Source organism: Streptomyces sp. NPDC049970 (assembly GCF_040660235.1).
Lineage (GTDB): Bacteria > Actinomycetota > Actinomycetes > Streptomycetales > Streptomycetaceae > Streptomyces.
This window is the reverse complement of record NZ_JBFALP010000010.1, coordinates 36,151-47,960: the sequence shown is the minus strand read 5'-3', so window position 1 is coordinate 47,960 and position 11,810 is coordinate 36,151. Positions and strand designations below refer to the sequence as shown.

Here is an 11,810-nt window from a genome sequence, read left to right as displayed (position 1 = left end):
CGCCGCGGGTCGTGATGCGGGGCCCCGAGCCGACCGCCGGCGCCGTCGACGTGCCCACCGGCCCGAACCGCGTCCCGTGCGGGCGCTCAGGCGATGCTCGTGCCCCGGGCCAGCAGCAGCGCGACATCCGCCGCCGCCACGGCCACCGTCCCCGCGAGTGCGGCCTTGCGCCAGGTTCCGGACGGGCGGGGGCCCGCCCCCACCGCCGCCGACGAGGCGCAGAGGGTGACCACCACGAGGACGCCGACACCCGGCACGCCGGGCGCGCCCGGCGGACCCAGCACCAGCACCGCGGTCGCGGCGGCCAGGGGGAGTGGCAGCAGGAGCCGGGTGCGTACAGGGCCCCACCGCTGGGGCAGGCCGCGGATGCCCGCCCGCAGATCCGCCTCGATGTCGGGCAGGACGTCGCCCAGATGGGCCGCCACGCCGAGGAGCGCCCCGGCCGTCACCACCCACCAGGCGGGCCACGGGCTGCCCGGTAGTCCCAGGGTGACCAGGCACGGAAGGGACGCGAAGCCGATCGCGTACGGCAGCCAGGACAGCGGTGTCGCCTTCAGTCGCAGGTTGTACGCCCACGCCGCCGCGACCCCCGCCAGGTGCGCCGCACCGGGGGCGACGCCGCACGCGAGCGACAGCACCGCGCACAGGAGGAGAGCGGTGAACGCCGCACCCCACACCGTGCCCCGGCGCACCGCACCCCGGGCGACCGGCTTGCCCGGCCGTCCGGCCTCGGCGTCGTGGTGGACGTCGAACGCGTCGTTGCACCAGCCCACGGAGAGCTGCCCGGTCAGCACGGCCACCGCGACCAGCGCACAACGGCCCGCCCCCGAACCGGAGCTGACGGCCAGTGCGGCGGCCAGCACGGTCACCGCGCAGGTCGGCCCCGGATGGCACGACAGCAGGAGTCCCGTCACCGGGCGCGGCAGCCGTACGGCGGGCGCCGGCGGCCGGTCCGTGATGTCGACGGGGCGGTCGCAGGCGGGCCCTGAGATGTCCACGGGGTGATCGTATGCAGTTCCCGGCGAACGAACACGGCTGCAACGGGTCGCATGTGCGTGGATTTATGCCGGTCTGTAGGCAGGATGTGCACATGACCTCTCCGAAGCGGTGGCCAGGATGACGCGGATCGCGGCCGTTCACGGAGTGCTTCCGCCGCACCGCCACACGCAACGGGAAGTCACCGACATGGTGGCGCGCACCTGTCTGCCGGCGGGGGCCGACCGCCGCGTGCTGGACCGCGTCCACGCGAACGCGGGGGTGCGCGGCCGGAACACGGTGCTGCCGCTGGAGCGGTACGCCGGACTGGACGGCTTCGGAGCCGCGAACGACGTGTTCATCGGCGCCGCGGTCGAGCTGGGAGCGGAGGCGATCCGCGGCGCACTGCGCAAGGCGGGACTGCGACCCGCCGACGTGGACATGCTCATGTTCACCTCGGTCACCGGGATCGCGGCGCCCTCCATCGACGCGAGGCTCGTCGGACGCCTCGGCCTGCGCCCCGACGTCAAACGGCTCCCCGTCTTCGGACTCGGCTGTGTCGCGGGAGCGGCGGGAGTGGCGCGGCTGCACGACTACCTGCTCGGACGGCCCGGACAGGTCGCCGTGCTGCTCTCGGTCGAGCTCTGCTCCCTGACCTTCCAGCGCGACGACCCGACCCCCGCCAACCTGGTCGCCACGGGGCTGTTCGGCGACGGTGCGGCGGCCGTCGTCCTCGTCGGCGGCGACCACCCGGCCGGGGCGGACGGCCCGCGGGTGGTGGACACCCGCAGCCGCCTCTACCCGGACACCGGTCACGTCATGGGATGGGACATCCGCGGCTCCGGATTCACCGTGGTGCTCGACCCCGCGGTCCCCGACGTCGTACGCCGCTATCTCGCCGAGGACGTCGGCGGCTTCCTGGAACAGCACGGGATGAAGCCGAAGGACATCGCCCGGTGGGTCTGCCACCCGGGAGGCCCCAAGGTGCTGGACGCGGTCACCGAGGCCCTGGCGCTGCCCGAGGGGGCCCTGGACGTCACCCGGCGTTCGCTGGCCGAGACCGGCAACCTCTCGTCGTCGTCGGTCCTGCACGTCCTGCGGGACACCATGGAGCAGCGGAGGCCGGAGCCGGGATCGCCCGGCCTGCTGATGGCCATGGGCCCCGGATTCTGCTGCGAACTGGTGCTGCTGCGCTGGTAGCCGGGAGGAACACATGATCTGGTACACGGTCCTGGTACTGGCCGTCGCGGCCGAACGCCTCGCCGAACTCGCCCTCGCACTGCGCAACGCCCGCCGGAGCCTGGCGCGGGGCGGCACGGAGGCCGGGCGCGGCCACTACCCGGCGATGGTCGCCCTCCACACCGGGCTCCTCGCGGCCTGCCTCGCGGAGACCTGGACGGCGGGCCGCCCCTTCCTGCCCTGGTTCGGCTGGACCATGGTCACGGTGGTCGCCGCCGCCCAGGGACTGCGCTGGTGGTGCGTCCGCACACTGGGGAGCCGCTGGAACACCCGGGTCATCGTCGTTCCCGGCCTGCCCCTGGTGACCGGCGGGCCCTACCGGTGGCTGCGCCACCCCAACTACGTGGCGGTCGCGGCGGAGGGCTTGGCCCTCCCCCTGGTCCACGGGGCCTGGGTGACCGCGGCCGGCTTCACCGTGCTCAACGCGGCGCTCATGTCCGTACGCATCCGCTGCGAGGACGGCGCGCTCGCCCGCGCCACCGAAGCCGGGGCGCACGCGTGATCGACATCCTGGTCGCCGGCGGCGGACCGGCCGGTCTCGCCGCGGCGATCAGGGTCGCCGAGGCGGGCCGCGAGGCCGTCGTGGTCGAACCCCGCGCCGCTCCGGTGGACAAGGCCTGCGGCGAGGGCATCATGCCCAGCGGAGTGACGGCCCTGCGGGCCCTGGGAGTCGACCCGCCCGGCCGGGAGCTCCGGGGCATCCGGTACGTCGAGGGCGACCGGCGGGCCGAGGCGACCTTCCGCGGCGGCACCGGACTCGGCGTACGGCGGACCGAACTCCACAGCGCGCTGCACCGGCGGGCGGCGGAGCTGGGGGTGCGCGTCGTCCCGGGCAGGGTGGACGAGGTGCGCCACCAGCACGACAGCGTCACGGCGGCGGGCCTGACGGCACGCTGGCTGATCGCCGCCGACGGCCTGCACTCGCCCACGCGCCGCACGCTCGGACTCGAGCGCCCCTCCACCGCGCCACGCCGCTACGGGCTGCGCCGCCACTACCGGGTCGCACCCTGGACCGACCTCGTCGAGGTGCACTGGTCGCGCCACGGCGAGGCGTACGTGACACCCGTCGGGGACGGGCTGGTCGGTGTCGCCGTGCTCAGCGCCCGCCGGCGCTCCCACGGGCAGCACCTCGACGAGTTCCCCGAACTGGCAGGGGCGCTCCGCGGGCTGGAGGCCGGTCCGGTACGCGGCGCAGGACCGCTGCGCCGGACCGCGAGCGCACCGGCGGCCGGCCGCGTCCTGCTGGTCGGTGACGCGGCGGGCTACGTCGACGCGCTCACCGGCGAGGGCGTCGCCCTGGCGGCGGCCACCGCCTCGGCGGCGGTCGACTGCATCGTCGCAGGCCGGCCCGAGGAGTACCCCGCACGCTGGGCCCGGCTGACCCGCCGTCACCGACTGCTCACCCAGGCGCTGGTGTGGGCGGCGGGGCACCCGGTGACCGCCGCGAGGATCGTGCCCGCCGCCCAGCGGCTGCCCCCGCTGTTCAGCACCGCCGTACGCGCACTGCAATGACGCTCCCGCGCCGCCTCTGCCATGCTGACCGGGTGCCGCCGACCTTCCGTACGCCGCAGGCCGTCACCCCCGACCCCCCTGACCCGGCGATGAGTCCGCTCATGACGCAGTCCTGGCTCGACCTGGCCTTCCTGCACTGGGCCGCCGACCCTGAGGACGTGGCGCCGCTGCTGCCGGCGGGGACGGAGCCGGACACCCTGGACGGCGTCACCTACGTCGGACTGGTCGCCTTCCGCATGTACCGCATCGGATGGCTGCGCCTGCCCGGCATCCCCTACCTGGGCACCTTCCCCGAGACCAACGTCCGGCTCTACTCACGGGACGCGCACGGCCGGCGCGGGGTGGTCTTCCGCTCGCTCGACGCCTCGCGCCTGATCCCGGTGGCCGTCGCGCGGACCGTGTTCCGGCTGCCGTACAGATGGTCCCGCATGGCGGTCCGGCGCGAGGCCGACACCCTCACCTACACCAGCACACGACGCGCCCCCGGCCCCCGGGGAGCCCGCAGCCGGATCGTGCTGCGCACCGGCGCCCCCATCGACAGGCCCACCCCGCTCGAACACTTCCTGACGGCGCGCTGGGGCATGCACAGCACCTTCCACGGGCGTCCGATGTACCTCCCCAACGCCCATCCCCGCTGGCCCCTGCACCGGGCGAGGCTCATCGAGTGCGACGAGGACCTCGTCACCGCGGCCGGACTGCCCGCACCCGTGGGGGAGCCGCAGAGCGTGCTGTACTCGCCCGGAGTACGGGTGCGATTCGGTCGCCCCGCGCGCCCGTAGAGGCCGCCGATGGTCCGACCGTGGCCGGTGCACGGTGCCGGCGGCATGTCCTTGCCGCGCCCGCCCGGCCGTCGCTCTACTCTCGCCGCCACGGCACAGGACGAAGGGGCGGAGCGGCATGCACGGAGTGGCCCGGCTGTTGTGCGGACGCCGCACCAAATGGCTCGTCGTCGTGTTCTGGCTCGTCGTCCTCGTCCTCGCGGCACCGCTCGCGGGCAAGCTCATGGGCGCCCAGGACAACGACGCCACCTCCTGGCTGCCCAGCAGCGCCGAATCGACCCGCGCCTGGGAGGAGTCCAAGGAGTTCCGGCCCGAGGTCATCACCGCCGTCGTCGTGTACGCGCGCCAGGACGGACTGACCGGGGCCGACCGTGCCCGGATCGCCGAGGACGAGCAGCGGCTCACGGCCCTGCGCGCGCACGGTGTGAGGGGCCAGGAGACCCGCGGGCCCCTCTACGACCGCAGGACCGGGCCCGCCGCCGCCGAGATCTTCGTACCGATCACGATGGACGAGAAGGGCTGGGAGCGGATCGGCCCCGCCGTCGACTCCGTCCGGGACGTCGTGGGCAGCGGCGGAGGCGGACTCGCCGTCCACGTCTCGGGGCCCGGGGGAGTCGCGGCCGACTCGGCCGACGCGTTCTCGGGCATCGACTCGACCCTCCTCGTCGCCGCGCTCGCCGTGGTGGTCGTGATGCTGCTGATCACCTACCGCAGTCCGAGCCTGCTCGTGCTGCCCGTGATCTCGGTCGTGGCCGCCCTCCTCACCGCACAGGCGCTCATCTACCTGCTCGCGGCGCACGCGGGCCTCACGGTCAACGGTCAGAGCGCCGGCATCCTGACCGTGCTGGTCTTCGGCGCGGGAACCGACTACGCCCTGCTGCTCGTCGCCCGCTACCGCGAGGAGCTCCGACGCCACGAGGACCGGCACGAGGCCATGGCCCGGGCGCTGCACCGGGCCGGGCCGGCGGTGCTCGCCAGCAGCGGCACCGTGGTGCTCAGCATGCTGGTCCTGCTGGCCGCCGAGATGAACTCGACCCGCGGCCTCGGGCCCGTGGCGGCTATCGGCGTGGCCGTCGCCCTGGTCGCCATGCTCACGCTGCTGCCCGCACTGCTGGTGATCTTCGACCGCTGGGTCTTCTGGCCGGCCGTCCCCCATCACGGCACGCCCGAACCGACCGAGAGCGGGTTCTGGGCCCGGACGGGACGAAGGCTCGCCCTGCACCCCCGCAGGGTCTGGGTGGCCACCGCCCTCGTACTGGCGGCGCTGTCCCTCGGACTCGTCCAGCTGCGCGCGGCCGGGCTGAGCAACGCCGACTCCTTCCCCGACAAGCCGGACTCCGTCGCCGGGCAGGAGGTCCAGAACCGGTACTTCCCGGCCGGGAGCGGCAGTCCGCTCGTCGTGATCGCCGCGGCGGACCGGAGCGCCCAGGTGCGCACCGCCGTCCAGGGGACCCGGGGCGTCGTACCGGGCTCCGTCGTCGTGCCGCCCGGTGCCCGGCCGGTGCACGACGGCCGGGCCGTCTTCGAGGCCACCCTCACGGACGCCGCGGACAGCGACCGCGCCGAGCGGACCGTGGAACGGGTCAGGGACGCCGTGCACCGGATTCCGGGGGCCGAAGCGCTGGTGGGCGGCGACACGGCGGCGGCGCTCGACATGGACGCCGCCACCCGGCACGACAACCTGCTGATCATCCCCCTGGTGCTGCTGGTCGTGCTGATCATCCTGGCGCTGGTGCTCCGCGCCCTGCTGGCGCCCCTGCTCCTGGTGGCCACGGTGGTCCTGTCGTTCGCCGCCGCCCTCGGTATCAGCGCCCTCGCCTTCCGGTACGTCTTCGACTACGCGGGCGAGACGACGGACTTCCCGCTCTTCGTCTTCGTCTTCCTGGTGGCGCTGGGCATCGACTACAACATCTTCCTGGCGACCCGGATCCGTGAGGAGGCCGTGCACCGGGGCACCCGGGCGGGGGTCGTGACCGGGCTAGCCGCCACCGGAGCGGTCATCACCTCCGCGGGGCTGGTCCTGGCGGGCACCTTCGCGGCGCTCGGCACCCTTCCGGTCGTCGCCTTCGCCGAGATCGGCTTCGCGGTGGCGCTCGGCGTGCTCCTGGACACGTTCGTCGTGCGGTCCGTCCTGGTCACGTCGCTCTTCCTGGACATCGGCCCGCGCGTGTGGTGGCCGCACCGGTCGGCCCGTGAGGACGGCACCGCGCAGCGGAGTACCGGCAGCGTGCGATGACCCGTCCCGGCCGGAACCACCGTGCACCGCTCGCCCGGCGTATGGCCAGGGTGTAGAAAGGGGGGCATGGCCGGACGCGACGGCCGCCCGCGTTCGTTTCTCGGATTGAGAAGCCTCGCTGGTCAGGTCTTTCTCCTGCAGGTGGCGATCGTGGTGCTGCTCGTCGCCGCGGCCGTGGCGGCGCTCGTGCTGCAGTCCCGCGCCGACAGCGAACGCGAGGCCCACAACCGGTCCGTCGCCGTCGCCGAGACCTTCGCGAACTCCCCTGGCATGGAAGCGGCCCTGGACAGCCCCGACCCCAGCGCCGTGCTCCAGCCGAAGGCCGAGGCCGCACGGAAGGGATCCGGGGTCGATTTCATCGTCGTACTGAACCTGGACTCCATCCGCTACACCCACCCGCTGCCCGACCGGATCGGAAAGAAGTTCGTCGGCGACGTCGGGCCCGCCCTGAACGGCCGCGTCTCCACCGAGAAGATCACCGGGACCATCGGGCCGCTGATCCAGGCCGTGGTCCCCGTGTTCGGGGCCGACGGCAAGGTGATCGGCATGGTGTCCGCCGGGATCACCATCAAGAGCGTGAGCGGGGTCGTCGAGAACCAGTTCCCCCTCCTGTTCGGCTCCGCCGCGGGGATCCTGCTGCTCACCATGGGAGGCACGGCCCTCGTCACCAGGCGGCTGGGACGCCAGACCCACGGCCTCGGCCCGACCGAGATGACCCGGATGTACGAGCACCACGACGCCGTTCTGCACTCGGTGCGGGAGGGCGTGCTCATCGTCGGCGGCGACGGGCGGCTGCTGCTGGCGAACGACGAGGCGCGCAGGCTCCTGAAGCTGCCCCCGGACGTCGAGGGCACGCCGGTCACTGAGCTGGGACTCGACCAGGTCACCACCACGCTGCTGGCGTCGGGACGCAGCGCCACCGACGAGGTGCACTCCGTGGCCGGCCGGCTCCTGGCCGTGAGCCAGCGCGCCACCGACAAGGACGGAGGGCCGCCCGGCAGCGTGACGACCCTGCGCGACACCACCGAGCTGCAGGCCCTGACGGGCAAGGCCGCCACGGCGCGCGGAAGGCTCAAGCTGCTCTACGACGCGGGCACGGAGATCGGCACCGCCCTCGACGTCATCCGGACGTGCGAGGAACTGGTCGACTTCGCCACGGCCAGGTTCGCCGACTACGCCACCGTCGACCTCGCCGAGGCCGTGCTGCGCGGCGAGGAGCCGACCTCCGCCGGCGCGACCGCCAGCGGCCTGCGCCGATCCGCCTTCAGCGGTCTCCGCGACGACACCGGGCTCCACCCGCTCGGCTCCGTCGTCCGCTTCATGCCGAGCACGGACCTCGGCGCCGGCCTCCTCAGGGGCGAAGCCGTCCTCGACCCCGACCTCGAACGGCGCTCCGGCTGGCAGCAGCAGAACCCGGAACGCGCCGACCGGATCGTCGAGTGCGGCCTCCACTCACTGATCGCCGTCCCCGTGCGGGCCAGAGGCGTCATCCTGGGCGTGGCCATGTTCTGGCGCGCGCAACGCCCCGAGCCGTTCGAGGACGAGGACCTGTCCGTCGCCGAGGAGCTCGTCGCCCGCGCCGCCGTGAGCATCGACAACGCACGCCGCTACTCGCGCGAGCACAACGTGGCCGTCACCCTGCAACGCAGCCTGCTGCCGCGCGGACTTCCCGACCAGAGCGCCATCGACGCCGCCTACCGGTACCTGCCCGCGCAGGCCGGGCTGGGAGGGCTCGGCGGCGTCGGCGGTGACTGGTTCGACATCATCCCGCTGCCCGGCGCCCGGGTCGCGCTCGTGGTGGGTGACGTGGTGGGCCACGGACTCCACGCCGCCGCCACGATGGGACGCCTGCGCACGGCGGTCCACAACTTCTCCACCCTCGACCTGCCTCCCGACGAGCTGCTCTGGCACCTGGACGAGCTGGTCGCCCGTATCGACCAGGACGAGTCGGCCGACGGCTCGGAGGGCGGCGGTGTCACGGGGGCCACCTGCCTCTACGCGATCTACGACCCGGTGTCCGGGCGCTGCACCATGGCGCGGGCAGGCCACCTCCAGCCCGTCGTCGTCAGCCCCGCCGGCGACGCCCGGTTCGTCGACGTCCCGGGCGGCCCGCCCCTGGGGCTGGGCGGTATGCCGTTCGAGACCCTCGACGTCCAGCTTCCGGAGCACAGCCGGCTGGTGCTCTACACGGACGGCCTCGTCGAGGACCGCCACCGCGACATCGACGAAGGGCTGGAGATGCTGCGCGGCACGTTGGCGGGCCACCCCGAGCGGACACCGGAGGAGACCTGCGAGGCCGTCCTCCGCACCCTGGTGCCCGCCCGCGCCCGGGACGACGTGGCCCTGCTCGTCGGCAGCACCCGCCGCATGGCCGCGGAGGACGTGGCGGAGTGGGAGGTGCCCTCCGCCCCCTCGGCGGTCGCCCGGGTACGCGCCGACGTGTCCGGCAAGCTGACCGAGTGGAATCTGGCCGAGGAGGCGTTCACTACGGAGCTGATCCTCAGCGAACTGGTCACTAACGCCATCCGCTACGCCTCCGGCCCCATCCGGGTACGGCTGCTCCGCGACCGGACGCTGATCTGCGAGGTGTCCGACCGCAGCAGCACCTCTCCCCATCTGCGCCAGGCGGCGAGCACGGACGAAGGGGGCCGCGGGCTGTTCCTCGTCGCCCAGCTGGCCGAGCGATGGGGCACGCGTTACACGGACGACGGGGGCAAGGTCATCTGGACGGAACAGGTCCTGCAGTCCGACGGGAACGGGCCCCTGTGAGGAGGCCTGCTTCGGGCCGTTACGGGATACGGGCGACCGCGACGTAGACGCCGCTCAGCTCCTGCCGGGGGGCGGGCGTCCCGCGGAACCACTCGGGGGCCGTCACCAGGCCCGGTTCGACGATCTCCAGGCCCTCGAAGAAGCGGGCGAACCCGGCGCGGGTGCGCAGTGCGAGCCGGATACCGCCCTTGCCGTACTCGGCCCTGCCCTGTTCACCCCGCTCCGGGTTGACGTCCGACGCGCCCTGGGACAGGACCACGTAGCTGCCGGGCGCCAGGGCGGCCGTCAGGTCGCGCACGATGTCCACGGGGGCCAGGTCGTCGGGCAGGAAGTGGAGCAGGCCCAGCAGCGAGAGAGCGACGGGGCGGTCGAAGTCCAGGACCTTGCGGGCCGCCTCGACGATGGTCGCGGGCTGGAGGACGTCCGCGTGCACGTAGTCGGTGGCCCCCTCCGGACGGCTCACGAGGAGGGCCTCCGCGTGCCGCAGGACGATCGGGTCGTTGTCGCAGTAGACGACCCGTGCCGCGGGATTGATCTCCTGGGCGATCTGGTGCAGGTTCGGCGCGGTCGGGATCCCCGTGCCGATGTCCAGGAACTGGCCGACGCCCTCCGCGGCCAGCCAGGCCGTCGCCCGGTTCATGAACGCGCGGTTCTGGAACGCCCCGGCCTTCGCCTCGGGGGGCAGCTGCTCGGCCACCGCCTGGTCCACCGGGTAGTTGTCCTTGCCGCCGAGCAGCGAGTCGTAGACGCGCGCCGAGTGGGGCCTGCTGGTGTCTATGGGGGGCTGAGGTGTCCCGGTCGTCATGAACGCGCTCCGTTGCAGCAGATGGATGAACCGCTCCACCTGCGAAGTCTGCCACAGCAACTCCCGCCGCCGAGGCAGGCATTGAGGCGTCGGAACAGGAGTGGGACAGCGGGCCGCGGCGACCGGTCGGGGTGTCGGCACGCGGTTGTCCCGTTTGAACGGCATCGACCCGGTCAGACGAAGCCTGCACGCCCCCTCTTTAGGGCGCTCCGGACACGGCGCGACAGAACGGTCGAGCGACCGGATCGGCTCCTGGCCGGCAGGAAGCAGATCGCTGGGGCCGGCGTCCCCACCTCCGAACAGGCCATCGACAGCGTGCAGGCCGATCTGGTCGAGATCAAGGAAAAGGCACACCGATGAACGACGAAGCGCGAGCCGACATAGGCACCCCCGTCCCCGACGCCACCACACCCGAGGAACTGCGCATGCAGGTCGAGCGAACGCGCGACCAACTCGGGCAGACCGTCGAGGCGCCGGCGGCCAGGACAGACATCAAGGCACAGGCGAAGGAGAAGACCTCAGCGGTGAAGGAGCAGGTCGCCGCGAAGACCGCGCCGGCCTTCGGGCAGATGCGTGAGAAGGCAGGCCAGGCCGCACAGTTGATGAAGGACAGGACGCCCGATCCCGTTCTGGAGACGGCGGCCCAGACTGCCACCCGGGTGTGTGAGGGCGCGTCCCGGGCACGGCGGTACGCGGTGAAGCGGATGCCCGACCCGCTGGTCGAGAAAGCGGACCGCGCCGCGGCGCTCGCCCGTGGCAACCGCACCCCGCTGCTTGCCTGCGGTGCGCTCCTGACGGTCTTCCTGCTGGTGCGTCGCAACCGCGGACGAAACCGATGAAGGGGGCCGGGCTCGCCTACAAGCCCGTCGGGTTCGCAGTCGGCGCTGTCAGCGGGATGATCGCGGGCGCCGCGTTCAAGCAGGTGTGGAAGCTCGTCGAAGGCGAAGGCGATGCTCCCGACGCCCTTGACGAGGACCGTTCGTGGCAGCAGATCCTGCTTGCCGCCGCCATCCAGGGTGCGATCTTCGCCGTGGTCAAGGCGGCAGTCACCCGATCGGGGGCCAAAGGTACGCGACGCCTGACGGGTGTATGGCCGGGCTGATCCCCCAGCTGAGCCCTCGGATCCGGCTCGCCCGCGATGCCCCGCCCCCTCCGACGGGGGCGGGGCATCGCGGCCTTCGCGGGGCGGCCCACCGTGTGGGTGGGGCGCCCCGCCGGTGTCAGGTGACCCCGACCAGGCCGTGCGCGGGCACGCTCACCGTGCGCGCCCCGGGCCTGCCGCCGGGACCACCTCGCCCAGGGCGCCGTTGCCGCCGAAGCCTGCCTCCTTCGCGCGTCCCCGGGTCGGTCGGCGCCTGGACGCGGCAGGTGCCGCCGATCGGCCCGGTCCCTCGCCGACGGAGGCTCCGCGCCCCGCGTGTATCTGGCCGAAATTAGGCGACGAAGGATGCAATGAGACATCTAGCTGCCGTTATGTCCATGATCGCGGCATGGC

The 11,810-nt window shown here is 73.3% G+C and carries 10 protein-coding genes and 1 pseudogene; 9 read left to right on the top strand and 2 right to left on the bottom strand.

Annotated features, from left to right (window positions below; genetic code table 11):
- Positions 1–86: 86 nt before the first annotated feature.
- Positions 87–926, bottom strand: coding sequence for a UbiA family prenyltransferase (locus AB0I83_RS19230; RefSeq protein WP_363305555.1), 840 nt, complete (start codon positions 924–926; stop codon positions 87–89).
- A 190-nt stretch (positions 927–1,116) separates the two neighbouring features.
- On the opposite strand from AB0I83_RS19230, the gene AB0I83_RS19225 reads away from it, so the two are divergent.
- The 6 genes from AB0I83_RS19225 to AB0I83_RS19200 all read left to right on the top strand — a co-directional run bounded on the left by AB0I83_RS19225 (position 1,117) and on the right by AB0I83_RS19200 (position 9,510).
- Positions 1,117–2,175 (top strand): 3-oxoacyl-[acyl-carrier-protein] synthase III C-terminal domain-containing protein, encoded by a 1,059-nt coding sequence (locus tag AB0I83_RS19225; RefSeq protein WP_356536153.1) that lies wholly within the window; start codon positions 1,117–1,119, stop codon positions 2,173–2,175.
- A 13-nt stretch (positions 2,176–2,188) separates the two neighbouring features.
- Positions 2,189–2,716 carry an isoprenylcysteine carboxyl methyltransferase family protein gene (locus AB0I83_RS19220; protein ID WP_356536154.1) on the top strand — a complete coding sequence of 176 codons (528 nt, stop codon included), beginning with the start codon at positions 2,189–2,191 and terminating at the stop codon, positions 2,714–2,716.
- Complete coding sequence (locus tag AB0I83_RS19215; RefSeq protein WP_363305435.1) at positions 2,713–3,726, top strand: NAD(P)/FAD-dependent oxidoreductase; 1,014 nt, start codon at positions 2,713–2,715, stop codon at positions 3,724–3,726. Before AB0I83_RS19220 ends, AB0I83_RS19215 begins: the two co-directional genes overlap by 4 nt.
- Positions 3,723–4,505, top strand: a complete 783-nt coding sequence (locus AB0I83_RS19210) for a DUF2071 domain-containing protein (RefSeq protein WP_363305434.1) — start codon at positions 3,723–3,725, stop codon at positions 4,503–4,505. Before AB0I83_RS19215 ends, AB0I83_RS19210 begins: the two co-directional genes overlap by 4 nt.
- A gap of 118 nt (positions 4,506–4,623) precedes the next feature.
- Entirely contained in the window at positions 4,624–6,741 is a 2,118-nt protein-coding gene (locus tag AB0I83_RS19205; protein WP_363305433.1) for an MMPL family transporter, read from the top strand.
- 66 nt (positions 6,742–6,807) lie between these two features.
- On the top strand, positions 6,808–9,510 hold the full coding sequence (locus AB0I83_RS19200) for a SpoIIE family protein phosphatase (RefSeq protein ID WP_363305432.1): 2,703 nt from the start codon (positions 6,808–6,810) through the stop codon (positions 9,508–9,510).
- Between the two features lie 19 nt (positions 9,511–9,529).
- Here AB0I83_RS19200 and AB0I83_RS19195 read toward each other — a convergent pair whose 3' ends face one another.
- A complete protein-coding gene (locus AB0I83_RS19195) occupies positions 9,530–10,315 on the bottom strand; it encodes an SAM-dependent methyltransferase (RefSeq protein ID WP_356536190.1) in 786 nt (261 codons plus the stop codon).
- Between the two features lie 252 nt (positions 10,316–10,567).
- Here AB0I83_RS19195 and AB0I83_RS19190 point away from each other — a divergent pair.
- From AB0I83_RS19190 to AB0I83_RS19180, 3 genes and pseudogenes are all read left to right on the top strand, one after another.
- Positions 10,568–10,675: pseudogene (locus tag AB0I83_RS19190) on the top strand (phage holin family protein); the annotation flags it as partial.
- Positions 10,672–11,154, top strand: coding sequence for a DUF3618 domain-containing protein (locus AB0I83_RS19185; protein ID WP_363305431.1), 483 nt, complete (start codon positions 10,672–10,674; stop codon positions 11,152–11,154). The pseudogene AB0I83_RS19190 and the gene AB0I83_RS19185, both read left to right, overlap by 4 nt.
- The gene (locus AB0I83_RS19180) at positions 11,151–11,417 is read left to right on the top strand and encodes a DUF4235 domain-containing protein (RefSeq protein ID WP_356536160.1); all 267 of its coding nucleotides are present in this window, start codon (positions 11,151–11,153) and stop codon (positions 11,415–11,417) included. Before AB0I83_RS19185 ends, AB0I83_RS19180 begins: the two co-directional genes overlap by 4 nt.
- Positions 11,418–11,810 lie beyond the last annotated feature (393 nt).

Bases quoted from the DNA above. Each gene is read 5' to 3' on its own strand.
- AB0I83_RS19185 (WP_363305431.1), top strand. From the start codon at position 10,672: ATGAACGACGAAGCGCGAGCCGACATAGGCACCCCCGTCCCCGACGCC.
- AB0I83_RS19200 (WP_363305432.1), top strand. From the start codon at position 6,808: ATGGCCGGACGCGACGGCCGCCCGCGTTCGTTTCTCGGATTGAGAAGC.
- AB0I83_RS19210 (WP_363305434.1), top strand. From the start codon at position 3,723: ATGACGCTCCCGCGCCGCCTCTGCCATGCTGACCGGGTGCCGCCGACC.
- AB0I83_RS19225 (WP_356536153.1), top strand. From the start codon at position 1,117: ATGACGCGGATCGCGGCCGTTCACGGAGTGCTTCCGCCGCACCGCCAC.
- AB0I83_RS19220 (WP_356536154.1), top strand. From the start codon at position 2,189: ATGATCTGGTACACGGTCCTGGTACTGGCCGTCGCGGCCGAACGCCTC.
- AB0I83_RS19205 (WP_363305433.1), top strand. From the start codon at position 4,624: ATGCACGGAGTGGCCCGGCTGTTGTGCGGACGCCGCACCAAATGGCTC.
- AB0I83_RS19180 (WP_356536160.1), top strand. From the start codon at position 11,151: ATGAAGGGGGCCGGGCTCGCCTACAAGCCCGTCGGGTTCGCAGTCGGC.
- AB0I83_RS19195 (WP_356536190.1), bottom strand. From the start codon at position 10,315: ATGACGACCGGGACACCTCAGCCCCCCATAGACACCAGCAGGCCCCAC.